This window comes from candidate division TA06 bacterium (genome assembly GCA_016235665.1).
Classification (GTDB): domain Bacteria; phylum Edwardsbacteria; class AC1; order AC1; family EtOH8; genus UBA5202.
Map to the genome: position 1 here is coordinate 1 of JACRJI010000009.1, position 24,362 is coordinate 24,362.

General features: G+C 50.6%; 27 protein-coding genes and 1 other RNA gene. 7 read left to right on the forward strand and 21 right to left on the reverse strand.

From position 1 onward, the window contains the following. From HZA73_04755 to HZA73_04780, 6 genes are all read right to left on the reverse strand, one after another. A partial coding sequence (locus HZA73_04755) for a DNA polymerase III subunit gamma/tau (GenBank protein ID MBI5805336.1) occupies window positions 1–125 on the reverse strand: 125 nt, incomplete at its 3' end. 143 nt (window positions 126–268) lie between these two features. Further along, window positions 269–368: signal recognition particle sRNA small type (ffs, locus tag HZA73_04760), an RNA gene on the reverse strand. 184 nt (window positions 369–552) lie between these two features. After that, window positions 553–1,653 (reverse strand): glycosyltransferase family 9 protein, encoded by a 1,101-nt coding sequence (locus HZA73_04765; protein MBI5805337.1) that lies wholly within the window; start codon window positions 1,651–1,653, stop codon window positions 553–555. Window positions 1,654–1,809: 156 nt separating this feature from the next. Continuing rightward, entirely contained in the window at window positions 1,810–2,862 is a 1,053-nt protein-coding gene (locus HZA73_04770; protein MBI5805338.1) for a hypothetical protein, read from the reverse strand. A gap of 195 nt (window positions 2,863–3,057) precedes the next feature. After that, window positions 3,058–3,807, reverse strand: coding sequence for a nucleotidyl transferase AbiEii/AbiGii toxin family protein (locus tag HZA73_04775; GenBank protein MBI5805339.1), 750 nt, complete (start codon window positions 3,805–3,807; stop codon window positions 3,058–3,060). A gap of 251 nt (window positions 3,808–4,058) precedes the next feature. Further along, complete coding sequence (locus tag HZA73_04780) at window positions 4,059–5,915, reverse strand: ABC transporter ATP-binding protein (protein MBI5805340.1); 1,857 nt, start codon at window positions 5,913–5,915, stop codon at window positions 4,059–4,061. A 175-nt stretch (window positions 5,916–6,090) separates the two neighbouring features. Here HZA73_04780 and HZA73_04785 point away from each other — a divergent pair, with 175 nt between their 5' ends. After that, window positions 6,091–6,795, forward strand: coding sequence for a DUF502 domain-containing protein (locus tag HZA73_04785; GenBank protein ID MBI5805341.1), 705 nt, complete (start codon window positions 6,091–6,093; stop codon window positions 6,793–6,795). Next, window positions 6,743–7,552, forward strand: coding sequence for an HlyC/CorC family transporter (locus HZA73_04790; GenBank protein ID MBI5805342.1), 810 nt, complete (start codon window positions 6,743–6,745; stop codon window positions 7,550–7,552). Before HZA73_04785 ends, HZA73_04790 begins: the two co-directional genes overlap by 53 nt. 93 nt (window positions 7,553–7,645) lie before the next feature. Here HZA73_04790 and scpB read toward each other — a convergent pair whose 3' ends face one another. Beyond that, on the reverse strand, window positions 7,646–8,392 hold the full coding sequence (gene scpB, locus HZA73_04795) for an SMC-Scp complex subunit ScpB (GenBank protein MBI5805343.1): 747 nt from the start codon (window positions 8,390–8,392) through the stop codon (window positions 7,646–7,648). A 184-nt stretch (window positions 8,393–8,576) separates the two neighbouring features. Here scpB and rpsT point away from each other — a divergent pair, with 184 nt between their 5' ends. Continuing rightward, complete coding sequence (rpsT, locus tag HZA73_04800) at window positions 8,577–8,831, forward strand: 30S ribosomal protein S20 (protein MBI5805344.1); 255 nt, start codon at window positions 8,577–8,579, stop codon at window positions 8,829–8,831. Between the two features lie 94 nt (window positions 8,832–8,925). Here rpsT and HZA73_04805 read toward each other — a convergent pair whose 3' ends face one another. Genes HZA73_04805 through HZA73_04830 form a run of 6 tightly spaced genes read right to left on the reverse strand, consistent with a single transcriptional unit; the run spans window position 8,926 to window position 14,289 of the window. Next, window positions 8,926–10,956, reverse strand: coding sequence for an AMIN domain-containing protein (locus tag HZA73_04805; GenBank protein MBI5805345.1), 2,031 nt, complete (start codon window positions 10,954–10,956; stop codon window positions 8,926–8,928). A gap of 34 nt (window positions 10,957–10,990) precedes the next feature. Then, entirely contained in the window at window positions 10,991–11,521 is a 531-nt protein-coding gene (locus HZA73_04810) for a hypothetical protein (protein ID MBI5805346.1), read from the reverse strand. Continuing rightward, a complete protein-coding gene (gene pilO, locus HZA73_04815; protein MBI5805347.1) occupies window positions 11,478–12,104 on the reverse strand; it encodes a type 4a pilus biogenesis protein PilO in 627 nt (208 codons plus the stop codon). Before pilO ends, HZA73_04810 begins: the two co-directional genes overlap by 44 nt. Beyond that, window positions 12,101–12,997, reverse strand: coding sequence for a PilN domain-containing protein (locus HZA73_04820; GenBank protein ID MBI5805348.1), 897 nt, complete (start codon window positions 12,995–12,997; stop codon window positions 12,101–12,103). The genes pilO and HZA73_04820 overlap by 4 nt, the downstream gene beginning before the upstream one ends. Then, the gene (gene pilM / locus HZA73_04825; GenBank protein ID MBI5805349.1) at window positions 12,998–14,047 is read right to left on the reverse strand and encodes a type IV pilus assembly protein PilM; all 1,050 of its coding nucleotides are present in this window, start codon (window positions 14,045–14,047) and stop codon (window positions 12,998–13,000) included. Between the two features lie 56 nt (window positions 14,048–14,103). Next, complete coding sequence (locus tag HZA73_04830) at window positions 14,104–14,289, reverse strand: helix-turn-helix domain-containing protein (protein MBI5805350.1); 186 nt, start codon at window positions 14,287–14,289, stop codon at window positions 14,104–14,106. A 242-nt stretch (window positions 14,290–14,531) separates the two neighbouring features. Here HZA73_04830 and HZA73_04835 point away from each other — a divergent pair, with 242 nt between their 5' ends. Continuing rightward, window positions 14,532–14,972, forward strand: a complete 441-nt coding sequence (locus HZA73_04835) for a hypothetical protein (GenBank protein ID MBI5805351.1) — start codon at window positions 14,532–14,534, stop codon at window positions 14,970–14,972. 27 nt (window positions 14,973–14,999) lie between these two features. Next, window positions 15,000–16,085 carry an Ig-like domain-containing protein gene (locus HZA73_04840; protein ID MBI5805352.1) on the forward strand — a complete coding sequence of 362 codons (1,086 nt, stop codon included), beginning with the start codon at window positions 15,000–15,002 and terminating at the stop codon, window positions 16,083–16,085. 76 nt (window positions 16,086–16,161) lie between these two features. Here the strand turns inward: HZA73_04840 and HZA73_04845 are convergent, their stop codons facing one another. The 6 genes from HZA73_04845 to HZA73_04870 form a co-directional block, all read right to left on the reverse strand. Next, window positions 16,162–16,389: a hypothetical protein gene (locus HZA73_04845; protein ID MBI5805353.1), complete on the reverse strand. Its 228-nt coding sequence runs from the start codon at window positions 16,387–16,389 to the stop codon at window positions 16,162–16,164. A 121-nt stretch (window positions 16,390–16,510) separates the two neighbouring features. Further along, window positions 16,511–16,672, reverse strand: a complete 162-nt coding sequence (locus HZA73_04850; protein MBI5805354.1) for an ankyrin repeat domain-containing protein — start codon at window positions 16,670–16,672, stop codon at window positions 16,511–16,513. Further along, window positions 16,653–17,033, reverse strand: coding sequence for an ankyrin repeat domain-containing protein (locus tag HZA73_04855; protein MBI5805355.1), 381 nt, complete (start codon window positions 17,031–17,033; stop codon window positions 16,653–16,655). Before HZA73_04855 ends, HZA73_04850 begins: the two co-directional genes overlap by 20 nt. A gap of 219 nt (window positions 17,034–17,252) precedes the next feature. Beyond that, window positions 17,253–18,890, reverse strand: coding sequence for a chaperonin GroEL (groL, locus tag HZA73_04860; GenBank protein ID MBI5805356.1), 1,638 nt, complete (start codon window positions 18,888–18,890; stop codon window positions 17,253–17,255). A gap of 179 nt (window positions 18,891–19,069) precedes the next feature. After that, window positions 19,070–19,369 (reverse strand): co-chaperone GroES, encoded by a 300-nt coding sequence (locus HZA73_04865; protein ID MBI5805357.1) that lies wholly within the window; start codon window positions 19,367–19,369, stop codon window positions 19,070–19,072. A gap of 347 nt (window positions 19,370–19,716) precedes the next feature. Next, window positions 19,717–20,994, reverse strand: a complete 1,278-nt coding sequence (locus HZA73_04870; GenBank protein MBI5805358.1) for an autotransporter outer membrane beta-barrel domain-containing protein — start codon at window positions 20,992–20,994, stop codon at window positions 19,717–19,719. Between the two features lie 311 nt (window positions 20,995–21,305). Between HZA73_04870 and HZA73_04875 the strand changes: the two genes are divergently transcribed. Beyond that, on the forward strand, window positions 21,306–21,569 hold the full coding sequence (locus HZA73_04875; protein ID MBI5805359.1) for a hypothetical protein: 264 nt from the start codon (window positions 21,306–21,308) through the stop codon (window positions 21,567–21,569). 52 nt (window positions 21,570–21,621) lie between these two features. Here HZA73_04875 and HZA73_04880 read toward each other — a convergent pair whose 3' ends face one another. Continuing rightward, complete coding sequence (locus tag HZA73_04880) at window positions 21,622–21,990, reverse strand: response regulator (GenBank protein ID MBI5805360.1); 369 nt, start codon at window positions 21,988–21,990, stop codon at window positions 21,622–21,624. Window positions 21,991–22,393: 403 nt separating this feature from the next. Here HZA73_04880 and HZA73_04885 point away from each other — a divergent pair, with 403 nt between their 5' ends. Further along, complete coding sequence (locus HZA73_04885; protein ID MBI5805361.1) at window positions 22,394–23,749, forward strand: T9SS type A sorting domain-containing protein; 1,356 nt, start codon at window positions 22,394–22,396, stop codon at window positions 23,747–23,749. A gap of 112 nt (window positions 23,750–23,861) precedes the next feature. Here HZA73_04885 and HZA73_04890 read toward each other — a convergent pair whose 3' ends face one another. After that, window positions 23,862–24,224 carry a response regulator gene (locus HZA73_04890; GenBank protein MBI5805362.1) on the reverse strand — a complete coding sequence of 121 codons (363 nt, stop codon included), beginning with the start codon at window positions 24,222–24,224 and terminating at the stop codon, window positions 23,862–23,864. Window positions 24,225–24,362: the final 138 nt, after the last annotated feature.

Below are 24,362 nucleotides of genomic sequence, written 5' to 3' on the forward strand. Positions count from 1 at the left end.
AGGTAGGCATGGGCGATGCGCTTTGATTTGATGGCATTGCGCAAGGTGGTGGTCACGTGCAGCTGGCCGATCAGCTGCTCAAAATTCTGGGGCCGCCACTTGCGGGCTAAGACTAAATAGGACATAACAAAACCAGCATCTATAATTACTAGTGTCTAAACTCTAAACTCTAAACAAATATCAATTACCAAAATTCAAAACGACTGTTTGAGGTTTGTGGTTTGGATATTATTTAGGATTTCGATATTAGGTTTTAGGGTTTAAATAAGTGGGCCAGGCTTATCCGATAACAAGGAGAGGTCGTGCTTACCGTTGCTACCTTCCGGTCCTGGCGGGGTTGGCAAACATCACTTCCATCGGGCCCGGCCCAACATTGATTTTAACAGAGGACGATGGTTTTGTCAACAAGTTTGGGCCGCTCCCAAATAGGAAGTAACAAAAAATGGGAAATAGGAACCACTGCCCTTGGTTTCACTTCCCACTTCCCATTTCCCATCCATTCGTCTGTGGAGCCGGGTGGCCTTTCTCAGGACAAGTTTAGCTGCTTCCCATTTATTTTTGTCTCTCCAGCATCCTCCTGATCCCCGACTGCACCACCTCCAGCTCGGCCGAGGTGCAGGTCTTGTCCAATCCCCGGACGCCGTAGAAATCCTTGTTCAATGGCCGCCACAGCTCGGGGTCGTACAGGCCGAAGATGGCGAAGGTGGGCGCTCCCACCGCCGCCGAAAGGTGCATGATGCCGGTATTGTTGCACACCACCAGCTGCAGCTGGCTGATGACCCCGGCCAGCTGCCGGATGTCCAGGCCGGGCAGGGGCGTCACCTTGGCGTTGACCGCCCCCATGAACCGCTCGCCCAGGTCGTCCTCGCGCGGCCCCCAGAACACGGCCACCTGGAATCCCAGTTCTCCGGCCAGCCAGTCGGCCAGGGCCGCGTACTTCTGGTAAGGCCACCGGTTCGGCGTATTGTAGGCGCCCAGGTTCAGGCCGATGGTCTTCTCCGGAACCAGATGGTGGTCCCACAGCACCTTCTGGCCCTGTTCCTTCTCCTCCGGAGTCAGGCAGACCTCTTCCGACAGGTCGCCGGTGGTGATCCCCAGGTGCTCCAGGATCAAAAGGCTGCGCTTGGTTTCGTGGATGGGCGAAACTGAAGGAGCCGACAGTACATTGTAAAAAAGATTGGGCCGGAAATCATAGAACGGCATTTCCGCCGTCCCCAGCCGGTAGCGGGCCCCGGACAACAGGGATAGGACATCGCTGGAGAGCGAGTGGGAAACGGTGTTCAGCACGATGCATAGGTCATAGGGCTGCCGCAGGCCCTGGAACAGCCGGAACAGCCTTTGGGGCGTGGCCAGTTTAAGCTTTTCCGGATAGACCAGCACCTGATCGATGTTTGGATTGTTCTGCAGGACGGAGTTGGTATAATAGCGGGCCAAAACGGTTATTTTGGCATTCGGAAATTTTTGCCTTAAGGCCCGGTAGACCGGCGTGGTCAGGATCAGATCGCCCAGCTGGTCGTGCTGCCGGATCACCAGAATGCTTTTGACCGAACCAAGGTCCACCTGGTCCGGGGAGTAAAGCACGTCGGGCAGGAAGGCAGAGAAAAGGCCGATCAGGGCCTTCTTGAAAATTTTTTCAGTTTTGGGTATGCGCATGAAGTTGATTGTGATATATGGGGATTATTGGGGAAACAGAAGGCATTAAGGTTTGCACAATGGGTGCGTAATCATCTATAGCCAACTATCGACAGAAAATGGTTAAGCATATTTGTCACCCATCCATATTGTCAAACCGCTTGTTTTACATCATTTTTATTCGTAAAGTTGTTTTTGAATTATATAACCTCTACAAATGACATAACATTTAAAGGGACAATTCACAACCCCTACAGTTTTGTCATCTTTATAAAAATTTATTTCATCCTTTACTTCTTTGGGCGTTTTCCCAAATAGTTTTTGGGTCAATTTTAAAATATTATCTTCAACCTTTTGCCCAATCTTTCCATTATTCACTCCTTTTCTGTCCCAATTTGCCAAGGCAATTCCAAGCTGGAAAACTGCAAGTTCATCGTTTGAAAGTTCATATTGCAAACCAATAACTTTCTGCTCGACATACTTCACCTTTTTTGTTACAGGTGCCCAACCTTCCTCTCTTTTTTCTTTTCCCTCAACCCAAGGAAGAACATAATCCTCAATATATTTTAAGTCAGCTATGAAATTCTGCTGTTTCTTTTCTGTCATAAGCTGCATGGATGCATTTTCCAAAACATTACATAATATGGATAACTGAATTGGGTCATCATAAACATCCCCGAACAAAAGACTCAGGGATTGATTGAAGTTAACACCGTAATATACAAGGTCTAGGATTGCGATTAACTTCTGTCCGTTTTGTATATTTGTTCCCTTTATACTTAGTTGCGGAAAATGTTTCCCAAAAACCACCACGTTGTTTGCAAGGTCTTGGAGAATTTCATTCCAAAAGCAAATTCCAACTGGAAATTTATTTACGGCAACTCTTTTACCAGAAATCAATCTAATTGCAGATTGAATCTTAGTGTCAGAAGGAGCAGTGGTCGCAATATATAACGCCTTCAAATCTGGTCTGAAGTTTTCAGCTTTTTTGATTTCTTCCTCAACGGCTTTTGGCGTTAGTTCTAAGTCATATTTCTTGCACTGAATACCTACCAACTGACCAAGATGGTCTTCTCCATAAATATCAACACCATTTTGTGGTTGTCCTTGTCTGCCATGTTTTGTCAAATTAGGACTTGACCAACGTAATTTGAAGCTGCTTAAGCAAATATCTTCGAATTCATCCCAACTTTTGGGTGTCGGTATATTTAATGAGGATAGTGTAGGCATAGTTTAAATTTACGTATAATTATTGTTTTTAAGATTGTTAGTTTTGTAAACCCGCCATCAATAGAAGGTTTTTACAACATTCTGGCATCAAAGAACAAAACTAAAGTTGCAACTAATGTTTAACATAAACATAAAAGTTCAGTGGGTACATCACCCTGCCTGACGTTAAAACCCGTGTCGTGTTATGCTCATTTATTATCTCCCCATTAATAATAATTCTTTTGCTTTCGGGTCATTTACTCCGAACGTCTTTAAGCTGTTTTCATAGTCTGACCAATTGTTTTTTAGATGTTCAGCGTATTCGTCGAGTTTTTTTTTGATCAATGGATTGATAGAAACTAATTTTTCCATTTTCCCAATTGTATTTGGTTCTGTCAGGGATAAATAAATGTCATAAATGTCTCTTGGCCTTTTTTTGTTGTGGCAAGCACTTAGTTTTGAAATAACAATTCCCGCACCGTCTAAGACTTTTATTTTCTTTCCTGCAAATTCTACTTGTCCAATCAATTTTTCAGAATGGATAACATCTCCAAACTCAACGTTAATTGATACAATTGGCTTAACTCTTATCCCGTCAACTGTTACATCCAAGTCCATAATTTCTATAAAATCCACTTTCTCAATTTTGCCTTCTGTCGGATGCAAAAGGTCAACATTGAAAATATATGTTCTTTCTCCAATTTGGAAGGCTCTGCATAATTGAAAATCGTGTTTAGCACTTATGTAAAAATTGTTTTTGAGAAAGTTTTCAAGAATACTAATAATTATTTCCCTTGAATAATTCAATGGAAATAAAATATCTACATCCTTTGTTCCAGGGTGCCTGTCTATGTGTCGTAAGTAAGGTCCCCAGCCACCGATAAAAATCACTTCATTTACAGTTTTGCCCAGTAGGTCAATGGATTCTGTCAGAAGTTGTTTTGAACCTTCTAAAATATCTTTCATTCTCTTGTTGACTGTCGGTTTACAATTGGGGATAATTATTTGTTTTACAAAGTTATTGCGTAAACCAGCTAAAATAGACCAGATTTTACAAACCTGTTGCGTATATCGGTGCTGTTGTTTGGCGTCCTCTACCTCATGTACGGTGTCTTCAACCCTATGATAACGTATTGAATTGCTTAATGTTACTGTTGTGGGATCATCAACTTGATTTTTCCTGTATTCCTGGATTCCTTATAAGTTCCCGTTTGGGTCTATGCTTTGCTCTTCGCAAACTGCAAGTTATACAGCCTGGCATATGTCCCGCTCTTGGCCAAAAGCTCCGAGTGCTTCCCGGTCTCGGTTATCCTCCCGTCCTCAAGCACTATTATCCTATCGGCCCGCTGGATGGTGGACAGCCGGTGGGCGATGACTATGGCGGTGCGATTGTTCATCAGGTTATTGATGGCCTGCTGGACCAGTTGTTCGGACTCGGTGTCTAAGGCCGAGGTGGCTTCGTCTAATATCAGGATGGCCGGGTTCTTGAGGATGGCCCGGGCGATGGATATCCTCTGCCTCTGGCCGCCCGAGATCTTCAAACCCCGCTCGCCCAGGACGGTCTGGTAGCCGTCCGGCATCTCAGATATGAACTGGTGGGCGTTGGCGGCCCTGGCGGCCTCTTCCACCTGGGCCTGGGAGGCCCCTGGACGCCCGTAGGCGATGTTATTGAACACCGTGTCGTGGAAGAGGATGGTTTCCTGCCCGACGACTCCCAGCAGCCTCCTGAGCGATTTGGACTCCAATTCCCGAAGGTCCCTGCCGTCTATCTCTATCCTGCCCTTGGTGCAGTCGTAGAACCTGGGTATCAGGTCGGCCAAAGTGGACTTTCCGGCCCCGGAGGGACCGACTAAGGCCAGCATCTCGCCCCGCTTGATGTCTATGTTGATGTCCCTCAGTACATATTCTTCGTCGGCCGGCCCGTCCCCGTCCTGGCCCCGGCTTTTGTAGCTGAAAGAAACGTCCTGGAATTTTATGGAACTCTTGAATTCGCCGATGGAAACAGCGTTCGGCAGGTCCTTCACCTCCGGCTCCAGGTCCAGCAGGCCGAAGATCCTTTCGGCCGCGGCCAGCCCCTGCTGCATGGCCGGGACCATGTTGGAAAGCCCGTTCAGGGGCTGCATCATGGAAAATGCCCCGGCCAGGAAAACGAAGAACCTCTCGGGGGTGACCGTCCCGCTACCGGACACCTGGTCCCTGGCGATCCAGATGATGACCACTCCGGCAATGGCCCCCATGAACTCGGTCAGGGGCGGCGTCATCCCGGCCAGCGACTCGAAACGGAAGACCGAACGGAAATAGTCGCGGTTGTAACGGGAGAACTTGGCTTTCTCGTGCTCCTCCATGGCAAAAGTCTTGACCACCCGTATCCCGGCCACTGTCTCGGTCAGCACCGAGGCCACCTCGGCCAGTTTCTCCTGCAGCCGCCTTCCCCTTTTCCTCAGCCTGCGGCCGATCAGGGAGATGGTGCCTATGCTCAAGGGCAGCACTAAAAAGGCTGTCAGGGCCAGTTTTGGGGCCGCCAAAATGGCCAGCGTCAGGTAGATCAGGATCAGACTGATGTGGCGGATGACCGAAAGGGTGCCGTCGTTAACCGCCCCCCTTACCCAGCCCACGTCGTTGGTCATCCGCGATACCACGCCCCCCACTTTATGCTTGTGAAAGTAAGACAAGGACAGCTTATGAAGGTGGCCGTACATCTCCTCCCGGATGTCCGCCGTCACCTTCTGCTCGATGTATACTGTCAGCAGCCGCTGTAAAAAAAGGAACAGGTTCTTGAGAAAGAACACGCCCAGGATCAGCCAGCACAGCTTGATCAGGCCGGCCAGCCGCCCCTCCTTCAACAGCCACCAGACGGCCAGGTCCTTAAACCGGGAAAGATCAATCCCGGTGCCTATCGCGGGCCGGACCGGCAGAGGCTGGTTTTGGGAACCAAACAGCACCTTGATGAAAGGCGCTATCATCCCCAGGGAGGCGCCGGAAAACAATGCCAGCAGCCACATGCATAGCACCGCCAGCAGGTAGTGCTTCCAGTAAGGTTTTAAATATGAGGCCAGCCTGAGATAAAGTTTCATCCGTTTTTTAGAATAAATAATCTTGACGCGGCAGGTAATTTGTGTTAATTTTAGTAATCATTCAGCCACTAAGGCACCAAGACACTAATAACAATTTCCCATTTCCTATTTCTAAAATATGGTTTTGTGCCTTAGTGTCTTTGTGGCCTGGACTGTTATTTAATTTTTAACAATTATGGAATTCATAAAAAGACATGACTCCTCAGGACAACCGGTAAAGAAATATTTTTTAACCGGCCTGGTGGTGATGCTGCCTATTCTGCTGACCGCCTACCTTCTATGGTTTCTGTTCACCTGGAGCGGACAAATATTCGGCCAGCTCCTGGTCTATATCCCCTATCTTCAGGACATACCCCGGACGGTAAGACTGTTGCTGGGTTTTGTACTGCTGGTGCTGGTCATTTATGCGGTGGGTTTTCTGGCTTCGCACCTGATTGGACGGAAACTGCTGAACTTCTGGGACAACTTCATCTCCCGGGTCCCCTTGGCCCGGCTGGTTTACGGCACCACCAAGCAGTTCACCGATAATTTCTTCAGCAACCGTTTCGCCTTTCGCCAGGTGGTGGCGGTGGAGTATCCCCGCCCCGGCACCTATGCCCTGGGATTTTTGACCTCCGACCAGACCTGGGAGATGGAGAACGGGACCACGGTCCATACCGTCTACCTGCCCAACACCCCCAATCCCACCGGCGGCCGGATCATGCTGGTGCCGCCCCGGCGGCTGTTAAGGATCAAGATGTCGGTGGAAGAAGCCCTAAAATTGATCGTCTCCGGCGGAATGGTCTCCCCCAAAAACCTAACCATCGCCAACCCATTGGACAAACCTGATGTTTCCGATAAAAGAACTGCTGGCAAAGCTAAGGCTAAAAGATCACGGTAAGCTGACCTCCCAGGACCTGCAACAGCTGTTGTCCCGGGCCGTGGCCCAGAACGCCGTCACCCGGGATGAGGGGCATATGATGCAGCGGATATTATCGCTGTCCCAGACCCCGCTCTGGGAGGTGATGATACCCCTGCCCCAGGTCGCATCCATCGAAGCCTCGGCCAAGGTGGATCAGATAATCGATCTCTGCCTGAAATCCGGACATTCCCGTTTTCCGGTTTACGAAAAAAACCCGGACAACATCATCGGGATCATCCATGTCAAGGAGGTCTTGCGGCTATGGCGCAAAAAATCCGGCAGCCTGCGGGCGGTGGAATTCATCCGGCTGCCGGTATTCCTGCCCCAGACCATCAAGGTCTCCCAGGCCCTGTCCGAGTTCCGCAAAAAAAAGATATCCATCGCCCTGGCCATCAATGAGTACGGCGCTCCCTCCGGCCTGGTAACCAGCGAGGACATGATAGAAGAGATCGTGGGCCAGATGCAGGACGAACTGGACCGGGAATATCAGTACATACAACAATTGGATAACCGCTCGTTCCTGGCAGATGCCCGGATGCCTTTGGATAAATTTACCGGACAATTCAAGATTAAAACCAACTCCAAGGCCCACAGCCTGGCCGGATTCCTGTTCGAAGAGCTTCAGCGCATCCCCCTGCCCGGAGAAAGTTTCAGGCTTCAGGGCCTGGAATTCATAGTCACCGAGGGCACAGCCAGCAAGATATACAAGCTAAAGGTATCCCCCGGCAAAAAATAACTCTGGCTCGCTATATAAGGAATCCAAGAAACCAGAAAACAACTCCTGTGTTCCTGGGTTCCTTATAATAATATTTGTTTCCTTTATAACTTTTTATTTTTCTTTCCCGCCTTCAGCCGGCCCGGCCTCAGGTTCCTGAGACGGGCTTTCTTCATTAAGAGCTTCCGGCTGGGATCCGCCTGGTACTTCTTCGCTCTTGCCAACTGGAGATTCAAAGGGAACCTCCTCCTGGGTGCCGTAACCGGAAAGCCTCTTCAATCCCAGTTCGGCGTCGATCTCGGCGTCCATTTTTTCCTTTTCCGCCTGTTTGGATTTCAGGTATTCCTCCAACTCCTCAATCCGGGGCAGGTCCGACAGCGAGCTCAGGCCGAAATAGCGTAAAAACTCCGGAGTGGTGCCGAACAGCACCGGCTTGCCGGGCCGGTTGTCGTGGCCCACAGCGGTGATCAGATTGCGCTCCAGCAGAGTGGCAGTCACCCCGTCCACGTTCACCCCGCGGATGCTCTCCATATCGGCCTTGATGATGGGCTGCTTGTAGGCCACTATTCCCAGGGTCTCCAGTGAGGCGGCGGTAAGCCGGGACACCCGCCGGCCCCTAAAAAGCTCTCCCACCCATTTGGAATACTCCGGCCTGGTGTATATCTGGAATCCTCCGGCCAGCTCCACCAGGGAAAAGCTGTGCCCGTCACGTTCGTATTCGTCCTTCAGTTCATGCAGCAGCTGCCGCAGTATCTTGACGTCTATCTCGCCCAGGGTGGACTTGATCTTGGAGACTGGCAGCGGGATGTCAGTGGCAAACAGCAGGGCTTCGATTATCCTCTTGGCTTCGGTGCGGTCCATAAGCAATTCCTTATCAAACGGTGTCGGGTTTATTAATGGATAAAATATAGCTTGACTTTAATGGTATGATATGATATTTTTATATGCTTTGTAAAGAGAAAACTAACGACTAATCAATAAACAACAAAATTTATTTGGAGGGATCAAGTTGGCAGAGACTAAAAAAAGGAATACCAAGAAAAAAATAAATTCTGCGGTAAAACGGGCCCGTCAGGCCATCAAGCGCCGAACCGCAAGAATGGCGGTAAAAAGCAAACTGCGCGGAACCATCAAAAAGGCCACTATGGTAAAAACCGGCGATGCCCAAAGCCTGCCGAAGGGGGAACAGCTTCCTGCCGTCTATTCCCAGATAGACAAGGCCGCCAAAAAGGGCGTGCTTCACAAGAATACCGCCGCCCGGATGAAATCCCGTCTGGCCAAGGCCGCCAAGAAAGTTTAACCAGTTTTCCTGAAATAATTAACCCCATTATACCATAAAAGAATCGTCCCGGCCAAGCTCGGGACGATTCTTTTTTCGTTTTACAGCGCTGCTGTTATTTAATGATATTGGGAGTCAGGAAGATCAATATCTCACGTTTGGCCGTCGCGGTGCTGGTGGAACGGAACAGTGCGCCGATCACCGGGATGTTCATCAGGATCGGAACGCCCTTGACCGACTTTCCGCCCTTGGTCTGCAACAGGCCGCCGATTACAGCGGTTTCTCCGTCATTGATCATTATCTGGGTGGTGGCCTCGTTGGTCAAAATGACCACCCCGCCCAAAATAGTGGCGGTGGGGTCCAGATCCGAGATCTCGGTCTTGACGTCCATGGTGATGTTCTGGGCCGAGTTGATGTGCGGGGTGACCGTCAGCACCATACCGATGGTGTACATTGATGTTACAGTATTGCCGCTTTCATCCCTCAAGGAGATCGGGATCTTCTTGCCGCCGACTATTTTGGCTTCCTTATTGTTGGTGGCCGAGATCCTGGGGTTGGAGATGGTATTGGCCTTGCGGTTTGATTCCAAGGCCGAGATGGTGGCATTCAACTGGGCAAAGGAACGTATGGTTCCGATATTGACCCCGGGGCGGTCACCGGTGGGCAGCAATTGCGGCACCTGAACCCCGGGATTAGTTCCTACATTCTTGGTTTCCAGATTGGCGGCATAGCTTCCCACATTGGCTATAGACCAGTTGATCCCCAGATCCTTGGTGGCATCCATATCCACATCGATGATCCGGGCAATGATCTCCACCTGCTGGGTCGGAGTGTCCAGTTGAACTATGAGGTTCCTGGCTTCAGCCTGCTTGTCGGCCACATCGGTGATAACCAGGGCGTTGGTCCTTTTATCCACCTGGATGCCGCCCCGGTCGCTTAATATTTTTTGAATGGAACCGGACAGTTCGCTGGCCACGGCATACTGAATGTTATAAACCATGGTTTTCAATTCCACACCCAGGCTGCGGCCGCGCACTTCTTCCTGCATTTTGGCGGGAGTTCCCACCCGGATGATGGTGGAATCTTCGCCCCAATCGGCTATCATAGCGGCCGATTTAACCATTTCGTTGAAGGCCATTACCCAGGGCACGTCTTTTAATCGCATGCTGATGTTGCCCTTGACATCGCCGCCGATGATCAGGTTGCAGTTGGCCAGTTGGGCCATGCCCCTAAGAACTGCCACAATATCCGAATTCTCCAGGTTCAAAGACACTTTCTTGCCGGCCAGGCCCCGTTTGCTTCTGGCAGGATAGGTAGACGTTTTGGCAGCCACATATACCGGCTGGGACGGCTGCATGGGGGTGACAGGCAGTGCCTGATACTGCGGAGGAGCCGCCGGGGCCAACGGTGTGGCAGGTGTTTCTTCCACCACCGGAGGCGGAGTGGACGGGGTCCTGGGTGTGGCCGGCGGCGGAGTGTACGGAACAACCGGCTGTTCCACTACCGGAGCCGGGGCCGCCGGGGTATAAGGCGTCGGGGTTACCGGAGCCGCCGGGGTGGCCGGCTGTTCCACCACCGGAGCCGGAGCCGCCGGGGTGGCCGGGGCCGGAGTCACCGGCACCGCTGGAGCGGAAGGGGTTTCTTCCATCACTGGGGGAGCGCTGGGCGGAGCCACCGGTGCGGCCGGGGTCGCCGGAGCCGCCGCCACCTGCATTTCGGCAGTGGTGGCCTTCCACTCGGCAAACTGGGCTGTTTCCTTGGTGGTCAGCTTGATGACGATATCGCTTTCCTCTGTCATCAGTATGTATGAAGGCGACGAGGACATCTCTATCACCACCCTGGCAATCCCTCCCTCCCGATCGAAATGGCTGGTGCTGATGCTATTGATGCCTCCCCGGTTAAGGTTGAGGGTCTTATTACCGAACCCGATTGTGGCTCCCTTGATGTCAAGCACCAGGCGGTCCGGCTTGGTCAGGGTAAAATCCTTGGCATCCGGCACGTCATCGCAGCTGATGACCACCTCGGTAACGCCTTCGAATTTTCTGACTACGATGTCGTTGATCTTGATGGCCCATAGCATTTGGCTTAAGGCCAGCACGGCCCCGGCCACCAGAGCCAGCCTGATTCCGATTTTGGAGTTACTCATTTGCTTCGCCTTTTTTATAGACTTTATATATCTTTTATTGGTTGATTCTCAAATCCTGGCTCTCCCTGGTCAGCGGAAGGGAAAAATCTATGGTTTTCCCCTTATCCACTTCCTGCCGGAACACTATGCTGGTGTCTTTGATGGCCAACACCCGTCCGCCAATCAGCTGATCCCCCTCCTGAACGACATACCCCACCCCCTGATTGTCGTGGACCAGGGCCAAACGCCCATTGGGCCCTTCAATGACGCCGGTCAGGGAAATGTTGGAAATATCCAGTGTGCCAATGCTGTTCTCGCCGCTGCCTTCGCCCCGCTTTTGAATCACCGACTTGAACGGATCTCGGCTGCCTTTCAGCGAGTATTCATAGGTTTCGCTCTTTAAAAGGGTGTCACCGGCGGGCGGCAAATTGACAGGAACCGCCTGCGCCTTTTGAACCGGAACCGGGGTTGCCTGGCTGGGGGTCTTATTACCTGATTGGCAGCCGCAGACCAAGGCTAGGGCTGCCGCCAACGCCAGCAAATTAAGACCGGCTGGACCTCTTAGGTTTGCCTGTATCTTTAACATCTGACTTTACGCCTCCTGCTTTATTAAATACAAAAGCTTTAACCACAAAATCTGCTTTTAGTGTTTTATTTTTGTCGTTTTTATCTGTGTTGGGCAATACTTTGATCTTGGCGGGGACAACGATCCGGTTCAGGATGCCCAGATTGGCCATAAAATCACCCAACTGACTGTAAGATCCGGTGACGCTGACATCCACCGTTAACACCGAAGACAATTTGGCGTTTGGCGAGGCCGTCAGGGCACCGGGTTTAAAGGCGGTGAAACGAATCCCGGTCTTTATGCCGGCTTGGGTGATCTGGCGCAACAGACTGGGAATGTCCTTTTCGTCAGGCAAAAGCTTCTCGGCCTGGCGGAGCTTTTTGCTCATGTTCTTCAATTCCATATTGAACTTGGTGGACTCACTAACTGCAGCGTCCAAAAGCCGAATCCCAGCCTCTAGTGAATCAAGTTTTACCTTGCGCTGGCTGAGCCGTTCCCCAGAAGGCCGGAAGTTCAAAAAATAGAACAAACCGGCTATGGCCAGGCTTAAGACCACCAATCCCAGGGTGATCTGTGTTTTTATGTCTTTGATATCTATGTTCATTTATTCCCCTTTCCTCCGCCTATGAATAGCGGCATCGGGTTGGACCAGTCGGAACCGGCTGAAATATAGCTATTATAAGCCTGCACCCGCCAGAAATATTTTCTCCCCTCTTCCAGCCCGGAATTGACAATGAAGCTGGTGGTATCCCCCAGATTTTGGTTGGCTATAAGATTGTTAAATGAATCGCTGGCTGATACTTGAATGATGTAGTTAGTGGCCTGGCTGACCCGGTTCCAGCCCAAAGTCAGCTTGGCAGGTTGTTTGGGATCCTGGGGCATGGCATATGAGGGCGACGGCTTGGGAACATCCGGGTTATAACTGCCGGTTAAGCTGAATTTTACCATCTCCCGGCCTTCGATATCTGCCTTGGACGTCTGGGCCAGTTCGATACCGCTGAAACAACGGGATGATTTAAGATTATCCATTAGCTCCACCACTATCAGATTGGAGAAAGTAGAACCCTCTAAGGTTGTTTTTCCCTCTTCCTCGGAAAGGAGGGTCAGCCAGAGATATTCCGGCAGACAGCGGTTGACCACTTCCAACAGCCGGGCCTCATAGAATCTCCCCTGGTTTATCAGGTTGACCTCGTTCAGTTTGGACTCAACTTCATCCTTGGTTCGCTTTAACTCCTGAACTTTGGCATTGAGAATCCTTAAACTGTCAATCTTCAGGCTGTCTGTTTTGATTTTTTTGTTGGTTATTTTAAAATCGGTCTGTTGCCAGCCATAAGCAATGATCGAAACCACTATCACCACTATAAAGAGCAACGCAGCAGCCACCATCCCTACGTTGAACGGCAGCCGGGGCAGGGCGAACTTAAAACCGCCGCCCGAGGAACGGGGAGCAGCCACCTTGGCAATTTTCTGGTCGTGGATCAAATTGATCTGTATCATTTATTTTACCTCCCTTAAACCCAAGCCCACCGCCAAAGTTAACATTGGAGCTATTCGCTCGGCCCCGGTGGCCCCGAAAAGGTTGGGGTCGTATGATATTTTCTGCAACGGATTGACGATTTCCACCGGTATCCCAAATTTCTCCTTTAGATTATCCTGAAGCGAAGGGATTAAAGCCCCGCCCCCGGACAGGAATATCCTGCTCATTTTGTCGCTGCCGCCTGACATGGCCAGGAAAGAAAGGGTTCTCTCTATGGATCCGGCAAAGTCAGAGGCAAAGCTGGCAAAGACCTCGCTGGCTGATTCCTGGCTGACATCGGCCACGTTCTCGCCTTTGGTCAGTTCGGCGGCCTGGTCATAGGAAAGCCCCAGGTTCTTCTGCACCAACTGAAGGCAGGCATTCCCGCCCATCGGCAGGTCGCGGGTAAAAAACGGTATCTTGTTCTTTATGAAATTGATGTTGGTGCCGTCAGCGCCGATGTGCACCAGGGCCACCATCTCATCCGACGGGATATCGTAGTTGGCTTCAAAGGCGTTCTGTACCGCAAAAGCCCCGTAATCCATGATCACCGGATAAAGCCCGGCCCCGCTTAAAAGATCAAGCTGGGGATTGATGGTGTCGTTCTTGACGGCGATCAGCAGCACTTCCATTTGATTGTTGCCCAGGTCGGGATTCAGTATCTGGAAATCCAGCACCACGTCCGAGATCTCAAACGGTACGTGCTGCTCGGCCTCCCATTTTATCCGGTCCCTGGCCTCCGACTCCTTGAGCTTGTCCATGGTGATCCGCTTGACGATGACTCCGCGTCCGGAAACGGCCGCCACCACCTCGTTGCCTTTTATCTTATGGGTCTCAAAAAGGCCCTTGATGGTGTCTATTACCAGTGTCCGGTCCATGATCTCGCCTTCCACAATGGCCTCGGGCAGTAAGGGGGCGGAACCATAGTTCGTCAGGGTAATGCCCTTGCCGGTCTTTTGGATCTCGACGAACTTTATCTGGTTGCTTCCTATGTCCAGGCCCAGGGTGGCTGCTTTTTTGCCGAAGAACATTTAACTATCCCTCTTATTTAATGTGTTCATTTGAGGAACCCATTATATTAAAAAATTTACTCGCCGATGAATTTTTGGATCTCTGTGCCTTTGATCAGCCAGCGCTGTCCGATTTTTTTACCGATCAGGCCTTTTTGGCAAAGGTGCTTGCGCACGGTTTGGTCGGTAACGGCCAAAATGCGGGCGGTTTCAGTGACCGTGTAAAGCTTGGCGGAATCTATATCTTTTGGTGATACCGGCATATGTCCCTCGATAAGATGAGTGAGGTATGATTAGCTATATATGTTTACCTATTGATGTGCTGTTTGCCATTTTATTATATTTACAGGTAGTTTGTCAAGAGAAATTTAAAAATAAATAAAATAAATATATTTTTCTCTTGACAGAACGCCTAACCTGCAATATACTACTCTATTGTAAGGTTGTTTTTAAGTAACACCACAACTACCGAAAATTAATAAAAAAATTTAATGGAGGTTTAGCCATGCAAAAAAAGCCTTTGATCGGTTTAACCCTGGCGGTGGCCCTGATCACCCTGGTTATTATGGGCTGTAGCGCATTGACCCCCACCCCGGAAGTAAAGATAACCAGCATCACTCCTATGAGCCCAGGCGGCAAGGATACCGTGGTTACCATCACCTTTGAAAGTAAAAACAAGGTGGATGCCATCATTACCACGGAACAAGACCGGCTTATCGGTCCCGGCACCAATCCTGTAATAATTAATTCCGACCCCATCCATTATTCTTTCTTTATCTCCGGGGAAACCAAAGCCACCATGTACATTACCTATTCAACCGCTGGAATAGCATTGATCGCTGCATCCGTAGGCGGATCACCGGCCACCATGTGGCTCAAGTTCTATGGCGCAGATGCCTATGGATATAACAAAACATTCAGCGATTCCGTCTCGTTAAGCTTCTAAATCAATTTTTTATCAGGAGCCAAAGCAATGTTCACAAAAAAATATGCAGCCCTATTCTTGGGTTTCGCCCTGGTCTTATCTTCCCTGTTGATCGGCTGTAGCAGTACTCCCACCGCCACACCCACTCCTACGAATGACGACACCACCACCGCCAATACCACCACGGTAAAAAGCGTGGCCATTTCCCCCGATGCCCCGACCGTCAGCGTTTCTTCAACCCAACAGTTCACTGCCGTGGCCCGGGACTCTAATAACAACACCCTTACTAGTGTGGCTTTCACCTGGTCCTCATCCAATACTGCGGTGGGCACCATCAGCACCAGCGGGTTGGCCACTGGCGTTAGCAGCGGCACCACCCTGATAACTGTCACTGCCACCGGCACCGCTTACAGCGATACCACCACCATGACCGTAAGCTCGTCCCAGGTGACAACTCCGGCCAGCGTGGCGCTGGTTTCCGCCCTGCCTAATATCCAGGTGGCCGGCGCCGGCGGGATATCATTCACCGCCATAACCGCCACGGTCAAGGACGGGACAGGGCAGATGGTAAGCAATGGAACCCCGATAACTTTTAGAATAACCGCCAACCCCGGCGGGGCCACCCTTAACAATGTATACACCACTCTTACCACCACCACCAGTTTGGGTCAGGCCATCGTTACATTGAATAGTGGTACTTCTGCCGGACCGATCCAGGTAAGCGCGTTCTGCGTGGCCGGCAATGATACCATCAGATCGCAGATAAACCTGGTCATAATCTCCGGTCCCACCTCTTATTTGACCTTGGCAACCGGTACACCAACAGACAATTCGGATGGAACCTCCAATATTCCAATTACCGCCCTGCTTCAGGACAAATACACAAATCCAGTATCCGACGGCACCACCGTATATTACCAGGTCTGGATTGACGCCGCCTGCACTACACCGGTAATAGGGGCCAACATCACCGACGCCATAGTTACCGGCGGGACAGGTAAAGCTTCGGCTACTCTTACTTGGATCACTTGGCTAGCACAGCCGGCATTCATCACTGCCGTGACCACCGGGGCCGATGCCGCCGGGAATGTGGTGGCCGTTTCCGACACCATTACTTACACTTTATATAAGTAACGATTGGACACTTAAGCATAAAAACCCCCGCTGGAATTATCCAGCGGGGGTTTTTTATTAGGCTAATTCAAGCCGGCTATTCCAGCGCCCCAGACCTGTTACTTTTTTTACTAACGGTAGCTGGTTTCTTCTTATTGTTGTTCCCTTGACAGCAGTTTTTACTGGCGGCAGCCCGGTAGGCAGCCTCGATAGAAGATAGTATCTCCATCTTGACCAGCGACCAGACGGCCCCACGCCCGCTGTTCAGTGAGAACCGGGCTATGTCCAAAACCGTACCCTTGCCGGCAGGAGTATTCAACAGCACCAGTGTCCCCTTTTTGGCCAGATCGGATTAGGCCGCCAGCAGATGGGATATTACAGATCGGTAGCGGCGCATATTGGCTATGGCATGGTCAACGCGGTAACACCGTTGGTATCGGCAGCATTTACATCCGCACCATGTCAGGTTGGCCTTTGGCCGGGACAAAGATCAGCGTGGTGAATCCCTGATATGTACTGGTCCCCGCCATCCGGTAATCAATGTTAGCCCCGGCCTCTATCAGGAGCTGGATGTAATCGTAGTCTTCATCATCGAGGGCGGCCAGCATCCGCGAACACCCTATTATAACAGCCAATTATGACCGGCTTCCAATTGTCTACTATGCCCAAAGTAGGATCGGCCCCGTGCGCCAGCAATGTCTCGGCCTCGGTATAATGTTCATTCCTGAAAGCGCTGTTAAAGGCAGTCCCGTTGAAGGAAGACAGATAGTTGACCTCATCTCCCCGGCCCAAAAAGAACCTCAGCATTCCCATCTGGCCGTTGGCGGCCGCTCCCATCAGGGGCGAGGTGTTGCCGTTCTTCAGCCCCGCAGTCCGGTAGTTGTATCCCTCGCCCAGCATCCGGTTGACTGTGGCGCTGTCTCCGTTGCAGACTGCGGAGATGAATTCCTGGTATGGCAGGTGCAACATCTATCGTCTCGGCTGCGCCTGACGCCGATGACAGCAAGAGCAGGGCGATGAGTAGCTGAAACATTTTGTTCATAGTGCTCCAGACATTCTCCCGGGTGATTGTTGAAGTTACCAGCAATATTATCAATATTAAGAATCCCCGTCAACAGATAAAACGAAAGAACCCCGCAGTCCTTGGACTGCGAGGTTCTTCTGTATTCAATATTCAGCCTTCCGGTTTTAGTACATGTCTCCGCCGTAGCCGCCGCCCTGAGGCATCGGCATCGGCTTCTCTTCCTTGGGTTTCTCGGCGATTACGCACTCGGTGGTCAGCAGCAGGCCGGCGATGGAAGCCGCGTTCTGCAAGGCGATCCGGGCCACCTTGGTGGGATCGATCACCCCGGCCGCTACCAGGTCTTCCACCTTATCGGTGTCGGCATTGTAGCCCATGCTGGGATTGGTGGCTTTTTTGATCTCGTCCACTATCACCGCGCCCTCCACCCCGGCGTTGGTGCAGATCTGGCGCAGGGGCTCTTCCAGCGCCCGGCGGATGATGGACACCCCGATCTTGGAGTCGCCCGTGCACTTGATGGCATCCAGCGAAGCAATGGCCCGGATAAAGGCTACTCCGCCGCCGGGAATCACCCCCTCTTCCACTGCGGCTCTGGTGGCGTGCAGGGCGTCCTCGACCCGGGCTTTCTTTTCCTTCATGGCGGTCTCGGTGGCGGCGCCGACATTGATCACAGCCACTCCGCCGGCCAGCTTGGCCAGGCGTTCCTGCAGTTTTTCCTTGTCGTAGTCGCTCTTGGTCTCTTCGATCTGAGCCCTGATCTGGGCGATGCGGGCCTTGATCTCCTTCTCCTTGCCGGCGCCTTCGATGATGGTGGTGTTGTCCTTGTCCACCGTCACCCGCTTGGCCTTGCCCAGGTCGCTTAGTTGGGCGTTCTCCAGTTTGAACCCGGTTTCCTCGGAGATAACCTTGCCTCCGGTCAGGATCTCGATGTCGGTCAGCATTTCCTTGCGGCGGTCGCCGAAACCGGGGGCCTTGACGGCGCAGACCTGCAGGGTGCCGCGCAGTTTGTTGACCACCAGGGTGGCCAGGGCCTCGCCGTCCAGGTCTTCGCAAATGATGACCAGGGGCTTGCCCAACTGGGCTACTTTCTCCAACACCGGCAGAAGTTCCTTCATGGCTGATATTTTCTTGTCGTGGATCAGAATATAGGCGTCTTCCATCACGGATTCCATCCGCTCGGAATTGGTGACAAAGTAGGGGGAGATGTAGCCCCGGTCAAACTGCATGCCCTCGACCGTCTCCAGGGTGGTCTCCATACCTTTGGCCTCTTCCACCGTGATCACTCCGTCCTTGCCCACCTTCTCCATGGCATCGGCGATCAGGTCGCCGATGGTCCGGTCGTTGTTGGCGGAAATGGTAGCGATGTTGGAGATCTCGGCCTTGCCCTTGGTGGGTTTGGAGATCTTCTTGATGTCGGCGATCACCGATTCCACTGCCAGGTCAATTCCCCGTTTGAGGTCCATGGGGTTGGCCCCGGCGGTGACGTTCTTCAGGCCTTCCTTATATATGGACTGGGCCAGCACGGTGGCGGTGGTGGTGCCGTCGCCGGCGATGTCGGAGGTCTTGGAGGCCACTTCCTTGACCATCTGGGCGCCCATGTTCTCGTAGGGATCGTCAAGTTCCACTTCCTTGGCCACGGTCACGCCGTCCTTGGTCACCAGGGGTGAGCCGAACTTCTTCTCCAGCACCACATTGCGGCCCTTGGGTCCCAGGGTTACCTTGACCGCATTGGCTAATTTGTCAACCCCGCGCTTTAAAGCCTCGCGGGCCTTGACGTCGTATTCGATCATCTTGCCATTTGCCATTGGGTTTCTCCTTGTTTATTTAAAATATTTATTGCTTTTGTTAAATCCTAAATACTAATTCCGAATCTCTAAAACAAGCTTAAAACCTCAATAATTAAGTTCCAAACTGTTTAGGAATATGATGCTTTGAATATTTTTATTTGCTTAGGAATTAGCGTTTAGTATTTGATATTTCGGGTTTAGCCGATCACCGCTAGAATATCGTCGGTGTGCATGATCAGGTATTCCACATCGTCGATCTTGACCTCGGTGCCGGAATATTTTCCATACAGCACCTTGTCTCCGGCTTTTAGGTCCATGGCCATGCGGGTGCCGCTGTCGGAGATCTTGCCCGGGCCTGCGGCCACCACTTCGCCCTCCATGGGCTTTTCCTTGACCGTGTCAGGGATTATGATACCGCCCTTTTTGGTCTCTTTGACTTCCGACGGCTTTACCAACACCCGGTCGCCCAACGGCTTGATATTGGATAAGGTAGACATAAGCTTTAAACCCTCCTAAGTACTTAATGGTTGATATTTGATTTTCTGTTATTGCACGGTTACCAATAAAAATATATAACACCTTGCGAGGCAAAGCATTATATATTTGCAAGAGTGACTATGTCAATGCAGATTGTTGCAGTCTATAATTATAATCAATTCCAGCTTAAATTTCAAGCCCTAAATAAGGTTCAGACCGCTTGGGACGCAGATTTACGCAGATGGTATTTTCCTTTTTTATCCACTAAAGCACACTAAAAGTTTACAGGTTAATAATAAATCGTTTTGTGTCACTTCGGCATCGCTCAGTGCATGCTTAGTGTATTTGTGACAAGTATCTGGCCTGATTAGAATCTGTAAACCAGGGAAGCCCGGGTAAACGGCCAGTTCTTGCTGCCGCTGGCAATGTTTCCCCCGGAATAGATCAGCTTGGGGTTAAGCATCAGGTCCATGGTGAATCCCCGAATTTTTAAAGCCAGACCCAGGTTAAGTTCATAGGGCTGGGTAATGGTTTTTTCAATCAGCGTGGTATTGTCAAAAAATTCTTTGGTAGTGTTTTGGGACAATATCTTCTTTTCGGCGCCCAGCCGTACCGTCAGCCAACCAGTTAGATTGGCTTCCATTCCGGCAGTAATGGATGGATAACTGGCCGTTGTTTTATCCTGCCGGGTGTGGCAGACCAGAGAATCGGTTATTTTTGTATTCTGATACCCGTAACCCAGCCCGGCCAACAGGGTCATTCTGTTATCCGGCCGGAACTGCCAACCGCATCCAAGAAACAGACCGGTGCTTTGATTTGTTCCCCCGGCGGTCACCAGGGTATAGTTCTTGGCGTAATCGTAGCCCAGGCCGAAATAATTGAAATTGACCGCCGGCACCAGCACCATTTCTTCAGTCACACTTAAGAACGCCCGGCTGGAAAAAGCCAGATAGCCCAGGCCTTTGGAGTTCACTGATTCGGTGGAATCCAGCAGGGAAAGAGTGTAACTGGTTTCAAAAGACAGCTTGCCGTAACTCAGCCCGGCATCCACCCGAACCGCATCGCTGGGATCGTAACCCAGGCCCATGGTCAGTCCGGTGACCGCGCAGGAAGCCTGGTTTTCCACGTTGGAATAGGAATAACTGCTCTGGCCCAAAGAATGTTCCAGCCTTATCCCGGCGGTCCGGTCGCCGAATTTACGGGCGTACATCAGGTCAAACTCTGAACCCAGTTCCGGGATAAGCGGCAGATTAAGACCCAGGCCGTTATCCTTGATCTTGTCTATCAGGTTTATGTCTATGCCCAGTGTTTCAATGGAAGGATTGATGTAGTTTATCAAATTCTGAGCGGCATCCGAGCGGTAATTGACTGCCAATCCTATGATCCCGAAGGCCTGCTCCCGGTTGGCATAGGTCAAAAGCACCGAGCTTTGACCGGTAATCCGGCTACTGTCCCCGCTCAGGTCTACTATGACCGCCCGGTAATAGAATGGGATCAGCGAAGGCTGGTTGAAAATATCCTGGTCATCCAGCGTAAAAGCTGAAATACCGGGCATGCTCACCTGCCGGGTAGCGGTGGCATGCGCCTGGCCAAATGCGGCCAACCCAGCCAACAGGACTAAAATAGCATTGAATTTGTTCTTCATCTTCCCTCAATATTATTGATGATGAAACCTGTTAAACAATTATTGTATCACAGGAAAGCGGCAAAATCCATAGTATTTTTCGGTTATTGATGACATAAGTCAACCCCAGATAGAAGTAACTAATAAAAGACTATTGTAACACTTTTTTTCTTATTGGAAAAGAATTTGAGGTATTTAACTGCAGCCAAAATGTGAGGCAAGTGGTTTATGGACAATGTGTTACTAATCGTGATTAATTAATGGCACGGCAATTGCTTTCTATTTATTATGTGAACATGAAAAACAAAAACCATTAAATAAAGAGAGCTAAAATGAAAAACCTAACCCTGCTCCTGATCGCCTGCGGATTGATCTTCGCGGCCAGCCCGGTTTCCTTTGATCAAAACAGCGACTCTGTTTACGCTGCCAAAGACATGAGGCCTTATATCCCCAAACCCATTATCATCCCGATTGATGAAAAGGCCCAAACTGATGTTCAGGTCGCAGCCAAAGACATGAGGCCTTATATCCCCAAACCCATTATCATCCCGATCGATGAAAAGGCCAGAGAAGAAGTACAGAGCTTACTGTCATAAAATTAACAGATAAAATTAAGAGGCGGCTTTTAAATAAGCCGCCTCTTTTTATTCAGCCGATCAGTTCTTTTATTTTATCGGATAGCTCCGCCATTTTAAAAGGCTTGGTAATGTAATGGTCGGCTCCGGCCAAAAGCCCGGTTTCAATGTCCTTGCCCGATGTTTTGGCAGTGACCATTATCACTTTGATGCCCATGGTCAGGGGATCATTTTTAACCCTCCGGCAAAGCTCAAACCCATCCAGGCCGGGCATCATCACATCCAGCACCGCCAGCTCGGGCAATAAACTGCGTATCTGGCTTAAAGCGGTCAGTCCGTCCGAGGCCTGAATGACCTCGTAGTGGTCCCGGGCTAAAAGCTCGGAGATCAAGAAAAGTACGTTGCGGTCGTCATCAACCACCAATATTTTTTTTGGTTTCACGGCAATTTTTTCCATGGCCTAATTATACCTTATTTAGATTGTGATTTCAACTGGCATTTTACTGGCAGTCAGTTTCATTCAGTTATCAAATCCCTCTAACGGCTGTCAGAAAATGCTGAATTATACCGGGGCAAGACACAGCAACGACAACCATCCAATTGTCTTAAAAACCAGTTGTTTGTCCGATATTAATGACACTTACCATAAAATATCTCGATCTTTTGATACAGCGTAATGTTATGCATTTCAATGAGATAGTTCCATCAATCTATTTTGGCACGCCTTTTGCTTCTTTATATGGCAGTAACATAATCCATAACTATTTGGAGACCCTGCCATGAAAAATAATATTACTATAACAACAGTAACAACAATAACCACTAATAACCAAAGGAGACTTACCATGAAACGGATTCTTTTCGGATTGACCATCGTGCTGGCCGGATTATTCCTGGCCGTCCCTGTCTGGGCGCAACACAACAGCTTGAATTTTGACGGCGTTAATGACTATATAGCGATACCGCACAACGCCGCACTTTCTTTAACCACCCAGGCAACTTTTGAAACCTGGATAAAAGTTACCAATACATCGCCTATTACCCAATACTTTTGCACCAAAATGACCTATTGTGGCAATCCCGGCGGTTATAAAGTCGGCCTCTGGGGTTCGCAAATGCGGTTGATATGGGGAAACAATGTTTCAAGTTATTTTGATGTCACCTCTACCACCTCCCTGATAACCAACACTTGGTATCATGTTGCAGTAACATATGACGGCACAAACGTAAAATGGTACATCAATGGCAACCTTGATAAAACATCCGCTGCTTCCGCCGTATTAACGCCAACGGCCGATTCTATGCTTATCGGACGCAACAACAGCACTTCAACTTATCAGTTCTTTGGATCACTCGACCGTTTCCGCATTTGGAACTACGCCCGATCCCAGGCCGAGATCCAAGCCAGCATGAACAGCGTGATTACACCCGGCACTTCCGGGTTGGTGGCCCAGTACACCTTTAACCAGGGTGTGGCTGACGGAGACAATTCCGGGATAACAGTATTATATGATTCATCCGGAGCCTACGGCAAATCAAGCCCCATAGACGGAACACTGCGCAATTTCGCCCTTACGGGATCCACCAGCAACTGGGTGGTCTCGGCCGCGCCCTCGGCGGTGGAGCTTTGTTCCTTCACAGCCACCGGGCTTCCAGGCAAAGTGGAGATCGCCTGGAGCACCGCCAGCGAAAGCAACAGCGCCAGCTGGATGGTGGAACGCAGCCTTGCAGCCGATAACGGTTATTCAGTGATGGGCAAACTGCCGGCCTCGGGCAATGCCTCCAGCGGCTCGCAATACAGTTTTGTTGACGGCCAGGCCGAAGCCGGAGTTACCTACTATTACAAGATTGCCGAGCAGGAGCTTGACGGCAAGATCACCTATTACGGCCCGGTGTCTGCTTCGGCCGGGGTATCATTGGGTTCCCTTGAGAACCAGGTTAGCATCAGCCCCAACCCCTGCACACAATTTGCAATGATCAATTATCAGTTAGCTCAGCCGGGGATGGTCAGCGCCAGGATATACAACATGCTGGGACAGCAGGTAAGGACCGTGTTCAGCGGCAGCCGGCAGGCCGGAGCCTACAGCGTGCGCTGGGACGGCAGGAACGCCAAGGGCCAGGCAGTCCCCGCCGGGGTCTATGTGCTGAAATTTTCTGCCGGTGAGCAGATGTTCACCAAAAGGATCACCCTGCTCAAGTAATATTATTTGGCTAACAAAAGCCGCCCCGTTTTTACGACGGGGCGGCTTTTGTTTATGGGCAATCCTGCCTTTCCCGGTCAACTCGCTGAATGAACATATGCCGGAAAGACTATCATTTGGCGTCAAGTATCTCCTTGATCTTGTTTTTAAAATCATCAAGATTCACCGGCTTGGTGATGTAGGCGGCGATGCCCGAAGTGCCTATGATATAGTCGTCCTGCAGGTGTTTGAAAGCCGAGCAGACCACCACCGGAAATTCTTTTTTCAGTTCCCTTATCCTTTGGATCAGCTCCAGGCCGTTCATATCCGGCATTTTAATGTCAAAGACCCCCAGGTCAAAGTCTTCCTTCAGAATCTTCCTTAGGGCTTCGCGGCCGCTGGCCACAACCGTCACCTGGTAACCCTCTTCGCTCAGGACCGCTTCCAGCAGCAGCCGGATGTTGGCTTCGTCATCGGCCACGATGATGCGTTTCATGATGGTGCTCCTTGGTTGTATTTTGAAAGTAGTAAAGTAGGCCGGTAGTAGAGTAGTACCCGCAGGAAAGTACCCCGTAGTCGGATTCATTGCCCTGTGCCCAATGTCTTTGCGAGTGGTCTGCGGGTTTGCATTGCT

Excerpts from the sequence above, each read along its gene's own strand:
- HZA73_04765 (MBI5805337.1), bottom strand. The coding sequence starts at position 1,653 with ATGCGCATACCCAAAACTGAAAAAATTTTCAAGAAGGCCCTGATCGGC.
- HZA73_04770 (MBI5805338.1), bottom strand. The coding sequence starts at position 2,862 with ATGCCTACACTATCCTCATTAAATATACCGACACCCAAAAGTTGGGAT.
- HZA73_04775 (MBI5805339.1), bottom strand. The coding sequence starts at position 3,807 with ATGAAAGATATTTTAGAAGGTTCAAAACAACTTCTGACAGAATCCATT.
- HZA73_04780 (MBI5805340.1), bottom strand. The coding sequence starts at position 5,915 with ATGAAACTTTATCTCAGGCTGGCCTCATATTTAAAACCTTACTGGAAG.
- HZA73_04785 (MBI5805341.1), top strand. The coding sequence starts at position 6,091 with ATGGAATTCATAAAAAGACATGACTCCTCAGGACAACCGGTAAAGAAA.
- HZA73_04790 (MBI5805342.1), top strand. The coding sequence starts at position 6,743 with ATGTTTCCGATAAAAGAACTGCTGGCAAAGCTAAGGCTAAAAGATCAC.
- scpB (MBI5805343.1), bottom strand. The coding sequence starts at position 8,392 with ATGGACCGCACCGAAGCCAAGAGGATAATCGAAGCCCTGCTGTTTGCC.
- HZA73_04805 (MBI5805345.1), bottom strand. The coding sequence starts at position 10,956 with ATGAGTAACTCCAAAATCGGAATCAGGCTGGCTCTGGTGGCCGGGGCC.
- HZA73_04810 (MBI5805346.1), bottom strand. The coding sequence starts at position 11,521 with ATGTTAAAGATACAGGCAAACCTAAGAGGTCCAGCCGGTCTTAATTTG.
- pilO (MBI5805347.1), bottom strand. The coding sequence starts at position 12,104 with ATGAACATAGATATCAAAGACATAAAAACACAGATCACCCTGGGATTG.
- HZA73_04820 (MBI5805348.1), bottom strand. The coding sequence starts at position 12,997 with ATGATACAGATCAATTTGATCCACGACCAGAAAATTGCCAAGGTGGCT.
- pilM (MBI5805349.1), bottom strand. The coding sequence starts at position 14,047 with ATGTTCTTCGGCAAAAAAGCAGCCACCCTGGGCCTGGACATAGGAAGC.
- HZA73_04830 (MBI5805350.1), bottom strand. The coding sequence starts at position 14,289 with ATGCCGGTATCACCAAAAGATATAGATTCCGCCAAGCTTTACACGGTC.
- HZA73_04835 (MBI5805351.1), top strand. The coding sequence starts at position 14,532 with ATGCAAAAAAAGCCTTTGATCGGTTTAACCCTGGCGGTGGCCCTGATC.
- HZA73_04840 (MBI5805352.1), top strand. The coding sequence starts at position 15,000 with ATGTTCACAAAAAAATATGCAGCCCTATTCTTGGGTTTCGCCCTGGTC.
- HZA73_04850 (MBI5805354.1), bottom strand. The coding sequence starts at position 16,672 with ATGCTGGCCGCCCTCGATGATGAAGACTACGATTACATCCAGCTCCTG.
- HZA73_04855 (MBI5805355.1), bottom strand. The coding sequence starts at position 17,033 with ATGTTGCACCTGCCATACCAGGAATTCATCTCCGCAGTCTGCAACGGA.
- groL (MBI5805356.1), bottom strand. The coding sequence starts at position 18,890 with ATGGCAAATGGCAAGATGATCGAATACGACGTCAAGGCCCGCGAGGCT.
- HZA73_04865 (MBI5805357.1), bottom strand. The coding sequence starts at position 19,369 with ATGTCTACCTTATCCAATATCAAGCCGTTGGGCGACCGGGTGTTGGTA.
- HZA73_04870 (MBI5805358.1), bottom strand. The coding sequence starts at position 20,994 with ATGAAGAACAAATTCAATGCTATTTTAGTCCTGTTGGCTGGGTTGGCC.
- HZA73_04875 (MBI5805359.1), top strand. The coding sequence starts at position 21,306 with ATGAAAAACCTAACCCTGCTCCTGATCGCCTGCGGATTGATCTTCGCG.
- HZA73_04885 (MBI5805361.1), top strand. The coding sequence starts at position 22,394 with ATGAAACGGATTCTTTTCGGATTGACCATCGTGCTGGCCGGATTATTC.
- HZA73_04890 (MBI5805362.1), bottom strand. The coding sequence starts at position 24,224 with ATGAAACGCATCATCGTGGCCGATGACGAAGCCAACATCCGGCTGCTG.